Source organism: Limnohabitans sp. (assembly GCF_040401495.1).
Lineage (GTDB): Bacteria > Pseudomonadota > Gammaproteobacteria > Burkholderiales > Burkholderiaceae_C > Limnohabitans.
This window is the reverse complement of sequence record NZ_JBBAOI010000005.1, coordinates 98569-114742: the sequence shown is the minus strand read 5'-3', so window position 1 is coordinate 114742 and position 16174 is coordinate 98569. Positions and strand designations below refer to the sequence as shown.

Annotated in this window: 12 protein-coding genes and 2 pseudogenes; 6 read left to right on the top strand and 8 right to left on the bottom strand. The window is 57.3% G+C overall.

What is annotated here, in order from left to right; genetic code table 11:
* Positions 1 to 19: 19 nt before the first annotated feature.
* The 5 genes from glcF to tkt all read right to left on the bottom strand — a co-directional run bounded on the left by glcF (position 20) and on the right by tkt (position 6494).
* Positions 20 to 1249, bottom strand: coding sequence for a glycolate oxidase subunit GlcF (gene glcF, locus AC9UEO_RS05615; RefSeq protein ID WP_509530862.1), 1230 nt, complete (start codon positions 1247 to 1249; stop codon positions 20 to 22).
* Between the two features lie 5 nt (positions 1250 to 1254).
* Positions 1255 to 2406 (bottom strand): glycolate oxidase subunit GlcE, encoded by a 1152-nt coding sequence (gene glcE / locus AC9UEO_RS05610; protein ID WP_509530860.1) that lies wholly within the window; start codon positions 2404 to 2406, stop codon positions 1255 to 1257.
* A 12-nt stretch (positions 2407 to 2418) separates the two neighbouring features.
* Positions 2419 to 3426 carry a threo-3-hydroxy-L-aspartate ammonia-lyase gene (locus AC9UEO_RS05605; RefSeq protein ID WP_509530858.1) on the bottom strand — a complete coding sequence of 336 codons (1008 nt, stop codon included), beginning with the start codon at positions 3424 to 3426 and terminating at the stop codon, positions 2419 to 2421.
* The gene (gene gap, locus AC9UEO_RS05600) at positions 3375 to 4373 is read right to left on the bottom strand and encodes a type I glyceraldehyde-3-phosphate dehydrogenase (protein WP_509530856.1); all 999 of its coding nucleotides are present in this window, start codon (positions 4371 to 4373) and stop codon (positions 3375 to 3377) included. Before gap ends, AC9UEO_RS05605 begins: the two co-directional genes overlap by 52 nt.
* A 69-nt stretch (positions 4374 to 4442) precedes the next feature.
* Positions 4443 to 6494, bottom strand: coding sequence for a transketolase (gene tkt / locus AC9UEO_RS05595; protein ID WP_509530854.1), 2052 nt, complete (start codon positions 6492 to 6494; stop codon positions 4443 to 4445).
* 107 nt (positions 6495 to 6601) lie between these two features.
* On the opposite strand from tkt, the gene AC9UEO_RS05590 reads away from it, so the two are divergent.
* The 6 genes and pseudogenes from AC9UEO_RS05590 to AC9UEO_RS05565 all read left to right on the top strand — a co-directional run.
* Positions 6602 to 7393 carry a nucleotidyltransferase family protein gene (locus tag AC9UEO_RS05590; RefSeq protein WP_509530852.1) on the top strand — a complete coding sequence of 264 codons (792 nt, stop codon included), beginning with the start codon at positions 6602 to 6604 and terminating at the stop codon, positions 7391 to 7393.
* A gap of 7 nt (positions 7394 to 7400) precedes the next feature.
* Positions 7401 to 7568 (top strand): annotated as a pseudogene (locus AC9UEO_RS05585) (addiction module antidote protein); the annotation flags it as partial.
* Positions 7569 to 7675: 107 nt separating this feature from the next.
* Positions 7676 to 9067, top strand: coding sequence for an aminopeptidase P N-terminal domain-containing protein (locus AC9UEO_RS05580; protein WP_509530850.1), 1392 nt, complete (start codon positions 7676 to 7678; stop codon positions 9065 to 9067).
* 57 nt (positions 9068 to 9124) lie between these two features.
* Positions 9125 to 9757, top strand: a complete 633-nt coding sequence (locus AC9UEO_RS05575) for a hypothetical protein (protein ID WP_509530848.1) — start codon at positions 9125 to 9127, stop codon at positions 9755 to 9757.
* A 69-nt stretch (positions 9758 to 9826) separates the two neighbouring features.
* Complete coding sequence (locus tag AC9UEO_RS05570; protein WP_509530846.1) at positions 9827 to 12148, top strand: NADP-dependent malic enzyme; 2322 nt, start codon at positions 9827 to 9829, stop codon at positions 12146 to 12148.
* Between the two features lie 168 nt (positions 12149 to 12316).
* A pseudogene (locus AC9UEO_RS05565) lies at positions 12317 to 12724 on the top strand (barstar family protein); the annotation flags it as partial.
* A gap of 225 nt (positions 12725 to 12949) precedes the next feature.
* Here the strand turns inward: AC9UEO_RS05565 and AC9UEO_RS05560 are convergent.
* From AC9UEO_RS05560 to AC9UEO_RS05550, 3 genes are all read right to left on the bottom strand, one after another.
* A complete protein-coding gene (locus AC9UEO_RS05560; RefSeq protein ID WP_509530844.1) occupies positions 12950 to 13651 on the bottom strand; it encodes a DUF4197 domain-containing protein in 702 nt (233 codons plus the stop codon).
* 72 nt (positions 13652 to 13723) lie between these two features.
* Entirely contained in the window at positions 13724 to 14836 is a 1113-nt protein-coding gene (gene mnmA, locus AC9UEO_RS05555) for a tRNA 2-thiouridine(34) synthase MnmA (protein ID WP_509530842.1), read from the bottom strand.
* Positions 14837 to 14843: 7 nt separating this feature from the next.
* Positions 14844 to 16040 (bottom strand): acyl-CoA dehydrogenase, encoded by a 1197-nt coding sequence (locus tag AC9UEO_RS05550; protein ID WP_509530840.1) that lies wholly within the window; start codon positions 16038 to 16040, stop codon positions 14844 to 14846.
* Between the last annotated feature and the right edge of the window lie 134 nt (positions 16041 to 16174).

The window sequence follows — 16174 nt, the reverse complement described above, 5'->3', positions numbered from 1 at the left end:
GTTGGCTTTACGCTAAGCGCTACAACACCGCGTCCACCATCTCCACCCAATGCCGCACCGGCACTTGGGTGCCGCTTTGCAAATGGGTGATGCAGCCAATGTTGGCGCTCAAAATAGCGCTGGGCTGCATCTCGCTCAAGTTGCCCAGCTTGCGGTCACGCAGCTGGGTGGCAATGGTGGGTTGCAACACGCTGTAGGTGCCCGCTGAGCCGCAGCACAAATGCGCATCAACGCTGGCCACACGCACCTTAAAACCCAAGCTGCTCATGTGGGTCTCCACGCCGCCTTTGAGTTGCTGGCCGTGCTGCAAAGTGCACGGCGGGTGAAACGCGAGTTGCCCTTGGGCTTGGGCTTTTTCAGGCTGAATGCGCTGCTGCAAGCTCGGCATCAAGTGGGGCAGCAACTCGCTCAGGTCTTTGGTCAGCTCGCTGATGCGGGCCGCTTTGTCGGCATACGCCGCATCGTGGCGAAAAATATGGCCATAGTCTTTCACCGTCACGCCACAACCCGAGGCGTTCATCACAATCGCCTCCACGCCTTGGGCCACATGCGGCCACCAAGCGTCAATGTTGTTCTTCATTTGGACATGGGCCGCATCTTGGTCGTTCAAATGGAACTTCACGCCGCCGCAGCAACCAGCGAGCGGCTCGACCACGGTTTGAATGCCACACGCATCGAGCACCCGCGCGGTGGCGCTGTTGATGTTGGGGCTCATGGCGGGCTGCACACAACCCGCAAGCATCAATACCTTGCGTGCATGGGTGCGTGTGGGCCACGCACCCGCGCTGCGGCCTTCAGGCACCTTGGCTTTGAGTGCGCTTGGCAACAAAGCCCGCACGCTTTGGCCCAGCTTCATGGCGGGTGCAAACAAGGACGAGGACAGGCCCTCTTTCAAGGCCCAACGCACGGCTTGCTCGGATGCAGGGCGAGGCACTTTCTCGTCCACCAACTTGCGGCCAATGTCGACCAAATGCCCGTACTGCACGCCGCTGGGGCAGGTGGTTTCACAGTTGCGGCAGGTCAGGCAACGGTCCAAATGCAGCTGCGTGTCACGCGTGGGCGCGACGCCTTCGAGCACTTGTTTGATGAGGTAGATGCGCCCACGCGGCCCATCCAACTCGTCGCCCAGCAACTGGTAGGTGGGGCAGGTGGCTGTGCAAAAACCGCAGTGCACACATTTGCGCAAAATCGCTTCGGCCTCTTGGCCGTCGGCGGTGTGTTGGTATTCGGGGGCGAGGGTGGTTTGCATGGTGGTCAGCTCAGACCCAGTCGAGCGGTGTTGAACACACCGTGCGGGTCAAATTGTTGTTGCAAGGCGCGTTGGATGCGTTGTTGCGCGGCAGGCAGGGGCGAGAACACAGGGGGCATCTCGCCCACCGAGCTTTGCGGTGCGCGAAACAAGGTGGCGTGCGCTCCCGCTTGGGCGGCAAGTGCGCGCAGTTCAGGCTCGGCTGAAAGTGGCGCCCACAACCAACGCAAACCGCCGTGCCATTCGATCAGCTGTGAATAGGGCAGGTCCAGCACCGGCGCGGTTTGCGGCAGGCTCAAGCGCCACAGCGCCATCTCTGGCGCAGGAGGCGTGAAAAAAGGCAGGCGTTGATCGCGGCACGCCGACCAATCGGCCAAGGCCTGTGTCTGGGCCATGGCAGCGGCCTGCCCGCCCAAAGCAAGGACATCAGCACACATGCGCGGCACGGCGGCATCCACCGCCGCCACCGCGCCACGCAAGCGCACAAACAGCATCTCTTGCACGGGATGTGCCGTGGTGTCATGCACCCAGCAACTGGCATTTAGTGGCAGGGGTTGTGCGCCCCAACGGTGCAGCAATACCAAGGCGTCTGCCTGCGGCACATGGCAAGCCAGCGTGACTTCGGCAGGTGCTTGGGGCAAGACTTTGAGCGACACATCGGTGATCACACCCAAGGTACCCATGCTGCCGGCCAGCACACGCGACACGTCGTAGCCGGCCACGTTTTTCATCACCTGACCACCAAAGGTGAGCCATTCGCCTTTGCCGTTGAGCATTTGCACGCCCAGCACATGGTCACGCACGCCGCCAGCCACTGCACGGGCCGGCCCCGCCAAGCCACAAGCGACCATGCCGCCGACAGTGGCGGTACTGTGTCCATTGGGGGAAAAGTGAGGCGGCTCAAACGCCAAGCATTGGCCTTGCTCGGCCAACACGGCTTCCAGCTCCGCCAAAGGCGTGCCGCAGCGCACGGTGACCACCAACTCGCTGGGCTCGTAGCTGACGATGCCGCTGTGCGCACAGGTGTCCAACACCGCGTCGCTGTGCGCGGCTTGGGCGTAAAAGTGTTTGCTGTTGCCGCCTTGAATGCGCAGTGTTTGCCCTTGGGCAACAGCGTGGTTTATTTGCGCTTGAAATTGTTCGATGACGGAAGACATAGAGACAAGATGTTAGCCGTTCAAGAGTTGCGCCATGCGTTGGCTGTCGATATTGCCGCCGCTGATGATGACGCCGATGCGTTGGCCACGCACTTGAGGAGCCGCCTGTAACAGCGCTGCCAAGGATAAGCAACCGGTGGGTTCGACTACCAGCTTCATGCGTTCGGCATACCAACGCATGCACGCCACCAACTGGGTGTCGCTGACGGTATGCACCGCTTTGACCAGACGGCGGATGATCTCAAACGTGATGACGCCAACCTGCGGCGACTGCGCACCATCGGCAATGGTTTTCGGAGTGGCAATGCGCACACGCTCACCCTTGGCGAGAGACTGCTGCACATCGTTGCCCGCCTCAGGCTCGACGCCAAACACCGCGCAACCCGGCGACAACGCATGGGCTGACAGCAAGCTGCCGCTGAGCAAACCACCCCCACCTAAACACACCCACAAGCTGTCCAAAGGGCCGGTGTCTTGCAGCAGCTCCAACGCTGCCGTGCCTTGACCGCTGAGCACATCGGCATGGTCGAAAGGCGGAATAAACACCATGCCATCACGCTCACAAAAGCCTTGGGCAATGTCTTGGGCGTCTTCGGTGTAACGGTCGTAATCCACCACTTTTGCGCCATAGCCCAGGGTGGCGGCCAACTTCAGGGGTACCGCGTCATGGGGCATGACAATGGTGGCAGGCAATCCCAGAATTTGCGCCGACAAGGCAATGGCTTGGGCGTGGTTGCCCGAAGAATACGTGACCACACCCGCTTGTCGCTGTGCGGGGGTGAATTGCGACAGCGCATTGAAAGCACCGCGGAATTTGAATGCGCCCATGCGCTGGAGGTTTTCGCACTTGAAAAAAACCTCGGCCTCCAACTCTTGGTTGAGGGTGGACGACTGCAGCACAGGCGTGCGGTGGGCCACACCGGCAAGCCGTTTTGCGGCGGCTTGCACATCGTCAAAGGTGGGCAGGCTCACTTGGCGATGACGCGCACCATCTCCAAGCACTTGTTGGAGTAGCCCCATTCGTTGTCGTACCAAGACACGACCTTCACAAAGGTGCTGTCCAAAGCGATGCCAGCGTCGGCGTCAAACACGCTGGTGCAGGGCTCGCCACGAAAGTCGCTGGCCACGACTTTGTCTTCGGTGTATCCCAGCACGCCCTTCAATGCGCCAAGGCTCTGCGCTTTCATTTCGGCGCAGATCTCGGCATAGGTGGCGGGCTTTTCGAGTTCCACGGTCAAGTCAACCACCGATACATCGGAGGTGGGCACACGAAAGGACATGCCGGTGAGTTTTTTGTTCAAAGCAGGAATGACCACACCCACGGCTTTGGCCGCACCCGTGCTGGAGGGGATGATGTTTTCCAAAATGCCGCGGCCGCCGCGCCAGTCTTTGTTGGAGGGGCTGTCGACGGTTTTTTGGGTGGCGGTAGCCGCGTGCACCGTGGTCATCAAACCACGCTTGATGCCCCATTTGTCGTTGAGCACCTTGGCCACAGGGGCCAAGCAGTTGGTGGTGCAAGAGGCATTGGACACAATGGTTTGTCCCGCGTAGCTGGCATGGTTGACGCCATACACAAACATGGGCGTGTCGTCTTTGCTGGGCGCAGACAGCAGCACCTTTTTAGCGCCAGCGGCCAAATGCTTTTCGGCGGTGGCTTTGTCCAAAAAGAGGCCGGTGGACTCGATGACCACATCGGCACCGACTTCGTTCCACTTCAAATTGGCTGGGTCGCGCTCAGCAGTCAAACGGATTTTTTTGCCGTTCACCACCAAGGTATTGCCCTCAATCGACACATCGCCTTTGAAGCGGCCATGCACGCTGTCGTACTTGAGCATATAGGCCAAGTAGTCGGGTTCTAGCAAGTCGTTGATGCCAACGATTTCAATGTCGTTGAAGTTTTGCACTGCGGCGCGAAACACCATGCGACCGATGCGTCCAAATCCGTTGATGCCTACTTTGATGGCCATGATCTGTCTCTTTCTTAATTCATGTTTTAAAAGGGGGGTGCGTTATTTCGCACTTTCGAGTCAATGGGTTTAGCTTTGCAGCACCTTCAACACCGTGTCAGCCACGTTCTTGGGCGTGAAGCCAAAGTGCTCAAACAGCACAGGCGCGGGTGCGCTTTCGCCGTAGGTGTCGATGCCGACCACGGCGGACACGCCGTATTTCCACCAACCATCGGTGGAACCCATTTCCACCGCGATGCGGGGGATGCCTTTGGGCAACACGGCTGATTTGTAGGCCACGCTTTGGCGATCAAAGGTGGTGGTGCTGGGCATGGAGACCACGCGCACCGCCACTTTGTGTTCGGCGAGCAAGGCTTGTGCTTTCATGGCGAGTTGCACTTCAGAACCCGTAGCGATGATGACCGCTTGGGCTTTTTTGTTCATGCCCACTTCAGAGGGTTCGGCCAGCACATAGGCGCCTTTGTTGATGGCGTCCAAGCCGCTGGCGTCTTTGGCGGCGCTGTCACCTTTGGGCAAGTAGGGCAGGTTTTGGCGGCTGAGCAACAAGGCGGTGGGGCGGCTGTCATTTTGCAAAGCCACAGCCCACGCAACCGTGGTTTCTGCGGTGTCCGCTGGTCGCCATACATCCAAGCCAGGGATCAAACGCAAAGAGGCTGCATGTTCGATGGACTGGTGGGTGGGGCCGTCTTCGCCCAAACCGATGGAGTCGTGGGTGAACACATGCACCACACGCTGCTTCATGAGGGCGGCCATGCGGATGGCGTTGCGTGAATAGTCGCTGAAGGTGAGGAAGGTGCCGCCGTAGGGGATAAAGCCGCCATGCAGGGTGATGCCATTCATGATGGCGGCCATGCCAAACTCGCGCACGCCGTAATTGATGTGACGACCGCCGTGGCCGTGCTCGTCTTTGGCAACATCGCCTGCCAAGTCAAAACGCATATTGGGCGTGGACTTGGTATTGGTCAGGTTGGAGCCTGTCAGGTCAGCGCTGCCGCCCAGCAACTCGGGGATGGCAGCGGTAAATGCCTCCAAAGCCAATTGGCTGGCCTTGCGGCTGGCCACGGTTTCAGCCTTGGTGTTGGCGGCAACCACCGCGTCGACCACGGTTTGGTGGAAGTTTTTTGGCAAGTCGCCAGCCATGCGGCGCTTAAATTCCACGGCCAATTCGGGGTGCGCAGCAGCGTAGGCAGTGAACTGGTGGTTCCAGTGTTCTTCGGCTTGTGCGCCCTTGTCTTTGGCGTTCCAGTCGTCATACACCTCGGGGGGAACCACAAAGGGTGCATGGTGCCAGCCAATGGCTGCGCGGGTGAGCGCAATCTCTTCTGCGCCCAAAGGTTCGCCGTGCGCTTTGGCGGTGTCCACGCGATTCGGGCTGCCTTGACCGATATGGGTTTTGCAGGCAATCAAAGTGGGCTTGTCGGCGCTGTGCTTGGCTGTAGCAATAGCGCGGCTGACTGCTTGCACATCATGGCCGTCCACGCTGATGACACTCCAGCCATAGGCTTTGAAGCGAGCGGGAGTGTCATCAATGAACCAAGGCGTAACCTTGCCGTCAATCGAGATGCCGTTGTCGTCATACAAGGCGATGAGTTTGTTCAGCTTCCAAGCACCCGCCAAGGCGCAGGCCTCGTGGCTAATGCCTTCCATCATGCAACCGTCGCCCATGAACACATAGGTGTGGTGGTCGACGATGGCGTGGCTGCGGCGGTTGAACTCTGAGGCCAATAGCTTTTCAGCCAGCGCCATGCCCACCGCATTGGTGATGCCTTGGCCCAAGGGGCCGGTAGTGGTTTCCACGCCAGGGGTAATGCCCACCTCGGGGTGGCCGGCGGTTTTGCTGTGCAACTGGCGGAAGTTTTTCAACTCGCTCATGGGCAAGTTGTAGCCGGTGAGGTGCAACAGCGCGTAAATCAGCATGGAGCCGTGACCGTTGGAGAGCACAAAGCGGTCGCGGTCAGGCCAATGCGGGTGCTGCGGATTGTGTTTCAGGTGCTCGCCCCACAAAGCGACCGCGATATCGGCCATGCCCATGGGCGCGCCGGGGTGACCGGAGTTGGCTTGCTGGACAGCGTCCATTGCCAGTGCACGAATTGCACTGGCCATTTGCTGGGAATTGGCCATGGGAGCTCCGTTTTTTCAGTGGGGTGGGTAGAGGGTCGGCGATTTTAACCAAATCTTTTTTGTCCAAGACTATGCGGCTGGCTAAACTGCTTTGCATGAACAATCCCATGGTTGACTTGAACTTGCGCGCCCAAGCCATGCTGCTGGCTGCAGGTCGCGGCGAGCGCATGCGCCCGCTCACCGACACCACGCCCAAACCCTTGCTGAAAGTCCAGGAAAAGCCTTTGCTTTGGTACCCCTTGCAAGCCTTGGCAGCAGGTGGAGTGGGGCGTGTGATGATCAACACCGCGTGGCTGGGCGAGCAAATTCCGGCTTACTTTGGTGAACAGTTTGTGGCGCCCGACAATGCGGCGCTCTGCTTGTCTTACTCCCACGAGGGCCACGATTTTGGCGGCGCACTGGAGACGGCAGGCGGCATTGTGCGGGCCTTGCCCCAGTTAGCAGATGTGTTTTGGGTGGCGGCAGGCGATGTGTTCGCACCCGACTTTGCGTTTTCTGCTGAGGCTTGTGAGCGCTTCAAAGCCTGCCCACATCTGGCGCACATTTGGCTGGTGCCCAACCCCGAGCACAACGCCGGGGGTGACTTTGGTTTGTCGGCTGATGGTTTGGCGCTCAATCTGCCTAAAGCCCATCCGGCTCAAGGCTCAACACCCCCTGCTTTTGCCGCCCCAGCGCTTTTCACCTTCAGCACCATCGCGCTTTACAAACGCGCTTTCTTCGAAGCAGCTTGGTGCCCTATTCCCGCTGGCAACCCCGAGGGCGTGAAAGCACCGTTGGCCGCGATGCTCAGAGCCGCCATGGACCAAGGTTTGGTCAGCGCCACTCTGTATGAAGGCCTGTGGGTCGATGTGGGCACGCCTGAGCGTTTGGAGCAATTGAATAAACAGCAACCCGCTTGACAGGCGGGACATCGATCGCGCCAAGGGTATGAGCCAAGTGGCGAAGGACGCAGGGCTTTCACGCGAAAGCCTTTACAAAGCGCTGTCGGGTGAACGTTCACCCAGTTTCGACACCATCTTGAAAGTCATGAACGCATTGGGGTTGGAGTTGCGTGCGCAAGTGTCAAACCCCTAATACGTATATAAGCTTTATCCATGTCATCACAAGCATCTATTCGCCAAGCCATGGCCAACCATAACCCCCTGAGCATCTGAGCAAGGACCCCCTCCTACAATCCCACCATGACTTCCATTTACGCGCAACGCCGAGCCGCTTTGGCCGCCCTCATCAGTGAAAAGGGCGCTGGCGGTGTCGCCATCATCCCCACCGCGCCGGAGCGTGCCCGCAACCGCGACAGCGATTTCCCTTACCGTCATGACAGCTACTTTTATTACCTGACCGGTTTTACCGAGCCCAACGCTTGGTTGGTCATTGCGGCCAACGGCCACAGCACCTTGTTTTGCAAGCCTAAAGATTTGGAGCGCGAGATTTGGGATGGCATCCGCTTGGGGCCTGAGGCCGCCCCTGTTGCTTTGGGCGTGAGCCAAGCATATTCGGTGAGTGAACTCGATAAAGAAATCCCGAAGTTGCTGGAAAACCAAACCACCGTCTGGTTCCCCTTTGCCACCCACGAGGGTTTGACTGCGCAAGTAGACGGCTGGCTCACTAAAGTACGCGCCCGTGTCCGCATGGGTGTGTCTTGCCCTTGGGCGCAACAAGACCTGTGCAATTTGTTGGACGAGATGCGCTTGGTGAAAGACGCGCACGAGCAAGACGCCATGCGCCGCGCTGCCCGCATCAGCGCCCATGCCCATGTACGCGCCATGCAAACCAGCGCCCGCATGTTGCGCGCTGGTCAGGATGTGCGTGAATACCATTTGGAGGCAGAGTTGCTGCACGAGTTTCGCCAGCACGGCTCGCAATTTCCGGCCTACACCTCCATCGTCGCCGCGGGTGCCAACGCCTGTGTTCTTCACTACCGAGCCGACACCGCGCCGATTCGTAACGGCGAGTTGGTGTTGATTGACGCGGGTTGCGAGTTAGATGGCTATGCCTCCGACATCACCCGCACCTTTCCTGCCAACGGTAAATTCAGTGGCCCACAAAAAGACCTCTACCAAGTGGTGCTGGCCGCACAACACGCATCTGTTGCGGCCACCAAGACGGGTGCGCGTTTCAACGACCCGCATGAGGCCGCGTTACGCGTTTTGTCGCAAGGCTTGCTGGACTTGGGGTTGCTCACGCTTGCCAAGCACGGCAGTTTGGACGATGTGCTGGAGAAGAAAGCCTATTTTCCTTTTTATATGCACCGCACCAGCCATTGGCTAGGCATGGATGTGCACGACTGCGGCAGCTATGTGGAACCTGGCGAGGCCAACACAGCCTCCGCCAAAGCCGATCCGCTCACTGGCTTGATGGTGCAAGCCCGCCCCAGCCGCGTCTTGCATCCCGGCATGGTGCTCACGCTCGAACCTGGCCTGTATGTACGACCCTCGAACGACGTGCCCAAAGCTTTTTGGAACATCGGCATTCGCATTGAAGACGACGCCATCGTCACCGCCACCGGCTGCGAGTTGATCAGCCGCGATGTGCCCGTTGAAGTGGATGCGATAGAAGACCTGATGGCAAAGTAGTTTTGGGCGCCTCATGTGGCGCCTGGGCGTATGATCGGGAAAATTTCCCGATGCTTTATGACTACTTTTCCTCGTCTAAGTCACTTTTTCCTTGGCGCCCTGCTGCCCTTCTTACTGCTGCACCCTGTTTGGGCTGATACCGAACTGTGGGGCGGCAAGCCCTCGCTGGGCTTGGAATTCGAGCACCAAAAAATGGCTTTCGGTGCAGGTCATGCCAATTCGCTCACCTTGGTGCCGGCTTTAAGCTTTGAAGACGGCTTTATCAGCAAAGTGGACATCTTGATTGAAGGTGAACGTGAAAACAATATCGAAGACGGCGTGAACGAAAAAACCCACGTCAAAAAACTGGCCTTGCGCTTGAGGAAAAACTTTGAACTTGACGAGTCTTGGGCGCTGTTTGTGCGTGGTTTGGTGGGGCGAGAACTCACGACGTTTGAGAACTTCAACTACACCTACGTCGACACGGGTATCCATTTCGAGCGCGGCGCTTTTGGCCTCATGGCGGGCTTGCGTTTTCAACGCACCTTGGACGGCACGGTTGGCCATGACATGAACAAATTTCGTTTTGGCCCTAGCTACGACTTTGACGCCCACCATGAAATTGAGTTTCGCTTTGTGCGAGCATGGAATGTGCAAACCCGCAAGCGTGACAGCGATGCCTTGATCGCCGAGTACACCTACAAATTCTGATACCGCTTCAAGCCTAGAATCGGCAAGGCTTGCCAGGCACTCTGCTTCTGGCGGCCCTTGGAGTTATGCATGGCCAGCCCACCCGTCCCCCCCACCGACCACACCAGCGTGCAAGCCCGCGCCGAATTGCGCCGCGCCGCCCTTGAGTACCACGAGTTTCCCAACCCCGGTAAAGTGGCGATTCAAGCCACCAAGCAGCTGCTGAACCAACACGATTTGTCGCTGGCCTATTCACCCGGCGTGGCCGCACCTTGCGAAGAAATCGTCAAAGACCCTAACAACGCCTACAAATACACCAGCCGAGGCAATTTGGTCGCCGTCATCACCAACGGCACTGCGGTTTTAGGTTTGGGCGACATCGGCCCCTTGGCGGCCAAACCGGTGATGGAAGGCAAAGGAGTTTTGTTCAAAAAGTTCGCTGGCATCGATGTGTTTGACATTGAAGTCAACGAAAAAGACCCCGACAAATTGGTCGATATCATTGCTGCGCTTGAGCCCACCTTTGGCGGCATCAATTTGGAAGACATCAAAGCGCCCGATTGTTTTTACATCGAGCGCAAATTGCGCGAACGCATGAAGATTCCCGTCTTCCATGACGACCAACACGGTACCGCCATCGTGGTGGGTGCGGCGATTTTGAATGGCTTGAAGGTGGTAGGCAAAGACATTTCAAAAGTGAAGTTGGTGGCGTCAGGCGCTGGTGCCGCAGCACTGGCGTGTTTAGGCATGTTGGTCAAGCTGGGCATGCCACGCAAAAACATCTGGGTCACCGACTTGGCTGGCGTTGTTTATGAAGGCCGCACCGAATTGATGGACGAAGACAAAATCCAGTTCGTGCAAAAAACCGATAAGCGCACATTGGCCGAAGTCATAGCTGGCGCAGATGTGTTTTTAGGCCTGTCTGCGGGCGGCGTTTTAAAGCCCGAGATGGTGATAAAAATGGCGGCGCGACCACTGATCATGGCACTGGCCAACCCCACGCCGGAGATCTTGCCCGAAGAGGTTTTGAAAGTGCGCGACGATGCCATCATGGCCACCGGTCGCACCGACTACCCCAATCAGGTGAACAATGTTTTGTGCTTCCCCTATATCTTCCGTGGCGCTTTAGACGCAGGTGCCTCCACCATCACCTCGGAGATGGAAATTGCAGCGGTACACGCCATTGCTGAACTGGCGCAAGCCGAGCAAAGTGAGGTGGTCGCCGCCGCGTATGCGGGTGAAACCTTGGCGTTTGGCCCCGAATACCTGATTCCCAAACCGTTTGACCCGCGCTTGATGATGAAGATCGCACCCGCAGTGGTGCAAGCCGCGGTAGCCAGCGGCGTAGCGCAACGCCCCATCACCGACATGGACGCTTACCGCGAAAAATTGCAATCGCTGGTCTATGCCTCGGGTTCAGCCATGAAGCCCATTTTCGCCGCCGCCAAACGCGGCCTGAAAAAGCGTATTTGCTTTGCAGAAGGGGAGGACGAACGCGTACTTCGCGCCGCGCAAATCGTGTTGGACGAAGGCTTGGCCAAGCCCACCTTGATTGGCCGCCCCGCCATCATCGCGCAGCGCATTGAGCGCTTTGGCTTGCGTCTAACTGAAGGTGTCGATTACGAAGTGGTCAATGTGGAAGAAGACCATCGCTACAAGGACTTTTGGCAGACCTACCACCAACTCACGGCCCGCAAAGGTGTGACGACTCAGTTGGCGAAAATTGATATGCGCAGACGCCTAACGCTGATTGGCGCGATGATGCTTCACAAAGGTGAAGTCGATGGCTTGATCTGCGGCACCTGGACCACGCCTGACGCTCATTTGCACTACATTGATCAAGTGATTGGTCTTCGCAAAGGCATCAGCACCTACGCCTGTATGAACGCCCTGTTGCTGCCAGACCGCCAAGTGTTTTTGGTCGACACCCACATCAACTACGACCCCAGCGCAGAACAGTTAGCTGAAATCACCATCATGGCCGCCGAAGAAATGAAGCGCTTTGGCGTTGTGCCCAAGGCTGCCTTGCTGTCGCACTCCAACTTTGGCAGCAGCAACCATGAAAGCGCCGTCAAAATGCGCAAAACCTTGGCGCTGGTGCAAGCCAAAGCACCTTGGTTGGAAATTGATGGCGAAATGCATGGCGATGTCGCTATCGATACCCCGGCGCGGCGCAACCTCATGCCCTCCACGACTTTGCACAGCTACGCGAATTTGCTGGTTTTGCCTAATTTAGACTCGGCCAATATTGCTTACAACCTGCTCAAAACAGCGGCCGGCGGCAATATCGCCATTGGCCCCGTGCTCTTGGGGGCGGCCAAACCGGTGCAAATTTTGACAGCCAGCACCACGGTGAGAAGAATTGTGAACATGACAGCCATCACGGTTGCCGATATAAACTCTATGAAATAAGGCGTATAGCAAGTGCGGTCACTAACTTGGTTTTGGTTTTTAACCCTTCTAACGCTGTAGCCAAGTCTGTCAATCCTTGCAAATTTGTCCGTCTTGGCGGATAATTCACCGCTTAAACATTCGGGTTAACTCGGGGGATGTGCCTACTCCCCCTACTCAACTTAAGGGATTGCTGTGGCAACTGACCTGCCTCTTCGTACTGTCAAAACCAATATTGTTCAGTCTATCCGCGCGTTCAGCGTGGCAGACCTGCAATCTTCGGCCGCTCAACTGGGTTACCACTTTTTGTATGCCAATTTGGCTGACGCCCAAAGCAAGCAAGACATTTTGGACATGACTGCTTTGCAGTTCACTTTTCCAGCCTTGGCAAGCAAGAACTTTGACGCTTTGTTCGACCACATGAGCGATGCTTTGCACAAATCTGGTGCGCAGCCTGGTTTTGTGCTGGTTTTAGAACATATTCCTGCACATGCCAAATTTGACAAAGAAGCCCGCGAACAATTGTTGGACGTTTTCCGCGAGGCCGCCGAGTTCTGGGCTGAGCGCAAAATCTCTTTCCGTTGCTTTTATTCTTTCTCGGTTGCACGCGCTGCCGCCTTGGACCGCCCTGCTGATCCCACGCAAACCGCTGGCATCGATTTAGGCGAAGGCGAAAAAATGCCCACCGACAAACTCGTGGACGTGTCGCCCTTGGCCTTGCGCATGAGCAGTCCTTTTAACGCCGGCTACTGGCTGACAGCGGCTTAAATCGCTTCGCTCCTTGCAAAAGCCCCGCTGGTCGGGGCTTTTTTGTTACACGCTTTATTTCAAAGCACCAAACACTTTGCTAAGCAATGCGCTACCCGAGCCAATCGGGTCTTGGCGGATCTTCTTTTCTTCCTCGCCAATCATCAGAAACAAACCATCCAAAGCTTTGCCATTGACATAATGCTCCAAGGATGCATCTTGTGGTTTGACCAAGCCCAGCTTCGAAGCCTTGCCCGCCACCGCGTTGTACTTGTCGACCAAGCCCACCTTGGACGTGGCTTGGGTGATGACCGGCAAAAACTTTTGTCCCAAAGGCTCGCGGGTTTTGCTGCTGAAGTAGCTGGTGGCGGCGGTGCTGCCGCCTTGCAAAATGGTTTTGGCGTCAGCCACGCTCATGGACTTCACCGCGTCCACCAGCATGTCTTTGGCCATAGGAACAGCGCCTTCAGCAGCGCGGTTCATGGCCAAAATCAATTCATCGACTTTTTTGCCCTGCCCTAGTTTTTTCAGCCAACTGGCCGCGTCGTTCAAATAGCCAGGCAAGGCTATTCGGACTTTGTCGTTGCCCATGAAACCATCGGCGGCGCCAAGCAGACCCACCGCGGAGATTGCACCTTTTTCCAAGGCGGCTTTCAAACCCGAGGAAGCATCTTCGCCCGTGATGTCTTTCAAGCTGATGGCGTGGGCGGCTTGAGAGCACGCCAGCAAAGTAAACATGTGAAAAAAGCTTGACGTTTGAAAATCGCGTCGATTCATGGCGTGTACTCCCACGGTTTATAGCCCTTGAGTGTACATCTAGCAATATATAAATAATTAAATAATATTCATTTAATTGGTTTCGCGGCTACTGATCACGCCGCCGCCTAAGCACACCTCACCGTCATACAAGACCGCAGATTGCCCAGGCGTGACCGCCCACTGCGCCTGGGGAAAATCAAGCTGCATGTTCGCTTGGGGCCAAGACAGATCGCAAAGGGCGTCTTGCTGGCGATAACGGGTTTTGGCATGAAAACGGCCTGCAGCGGGAGGTGCGCCAGCAATCCAACTCAGGTCATCGGCTTGAAGTTGGGTAGACAACAACCACGGATGGTTGTGGCCTTGCACCACCCACAGCGTGTTGTTCGCCATGTCTTTGCGTGCCACAAACCAAGGCGCATGGTCACCGCCGCCGCGTTGCGCGCCTTTGTCTTTGAGGCCGCCAATGCCCAAGCCTTGGCGCTGACCCAGCGTGTAAAAACTCAGGCCTTGGTGCTGCCCAATTTTTCGCCCCGCATCGGTCTTGATGGGGCCGGGTGCTTTGGCGATGTAGCGGTTTAGAAACTCTCTGAAGGGGCGCTCACCGATAAAGCAAATACCGGTGGAGTCTTTTTTGCGGGCATTGGGCAAACCCGCAACATCGGCCAAGCGGCGCACCTCGGTTTTTTCAATCTCTCCTAAAGGAAACAAGGTTTGAGACAACTGCGATTGCGTCAAACGATGCAAAAAATAGCTTTGGTCCTTGCTGGCGTCCACGCCTTTGAGCAACTCATGCAAACCCGTTTGCGGGTTGTGGCGCACCCGTGCATAGTGGCCAGTTGCGATCTTGTCGGCCCCTAGGCGCAGGGCGTGGTCTAAAAATGCTTTGAACTTGATTTCTGCGTTACACAAGATGTCGGGGTTGGGCGTGCGCCCCGCTTGGTATTCACGCAAGAACTCGGCGAACACACGGTCTTTGTAGTCGGACGCGAAGTTGACGTGCTCTATCTCTATGCCGATCACATCGGCCACGGCGGCCGCGTCAACGAAATCTTGTTTGGTGGAGCAGTATTCATCGTCGTCGTCATCTTCCCAGTTCTTCATGAAGATGCCGATCACCTCGTGGCCTTGTTGTTTCAGCAACATCGCCGTGACAGCAGAGTCCACGCCGCCGCTCAAACCCACCACGATGCGCTGTTTTTTCAAAGGCGCTTCAGTTGGCAAACGCCGCAATGCCGGTGATGGCGCGGCCCAAGATCAGGGCGTGGATGTCGTGCGTGCCCTCGTAGGTGTTGACCACCTCCAAGTTGACCAAGTGGCGTGCCACACCAAACTCGTCGCTGATGCCGTTGCCACCCATCATGTCGCGCGCCATGCGGGCAATGTCCAGCGCTTTGCCACACGAATTGCGCTTCAAAATGGAGGTGATTTCCACGCTGGCTGTGCCCTCGTCTTTCATGCGGCCCAAGCGCAAACAGCCTTGCAGGCCGAGTGAAATTTCAGTTTGCATGTCGGCCAGTTTCTTTTGGATGAGCTGGTTGGCCGCCAGTGGGCGGCCAAACTGCTGGCGGTCCAAGGTGTATTGGCGGGCGCGGTGAAAGCAGTCTTCGGCGGCACCCAAAGCGCCCCAAGCAATGCCGTAGCGGGCGCTGTTCAAACAGGTGAACGGGCCTTTCAAACCCTGCACCTCGGGGAAGGCGTTTTCTTCGGGCACAAACACGCCGTCCATGACGATCTCTCCGGTGATGGAGGCGCGCAAACCCACTTTGCTGTGGATGGCCGGTGCGCTCAAACCCTTCATGCCTTTTTCCAGCACAAAGCCACGGATGGGGCCGACCGCGCCGGACTCGCTCACCTCTTTGGCCCAGACCACAAACACGTCCGCGATGGGCGAGTTGGAGATCCACATTTTGTTGCCACTCAATTTATAACCACCTGACGTTTTGTGCGCACGACTGGCCATGCTGGCGGGGTCGGAGCCGTGGTCGGGTTCGGTCAAACCAAAGCAGCCAATCCACTCGCCGGTGGCGAGTTTGGGCAGGTATTTTTGGCGCTGGCCTTCGGTGCCGAATTCAAAAATGGGCAGCATCACCAAGGACGACTGCACGCTCATCATGGAGCGGTAGCCAGAGTCGACGCGCTCGACCTCGCGGGCGATCAGGCCATAGGCCACGTAGCTCAGGCCCGGGCCGCCGTATTCGGTGGGGATGGTGGGGCCAAGCAAACCGAGTTCACCCATTTCACGAAAAATGGCGACATCGGTTTTTTCATGGCGAAAGGCTTCGGTGACGCGGGGCAGCAGTTTGTCTTGGCAGTAGGCGCGGGCGGCCTCTTCGATCATGCGCTCGTCTTCGGTGAGCTGCTGCTGCAATAAAAAGGGATCGTCCCAGTGAAAGGCTGTCTTGGCCATGAATGCTCCGTTTGGCTGCTGTGTGCTTAGCCGGCTATGTTAAACGTTGGCTCGTCTTTGCGAGGTGTCGTCATTGCGAGGCACAAAGTGCCGAAGCAATCTCTGTGTGGGCCGCACCACGCCGGCTCGGGCGC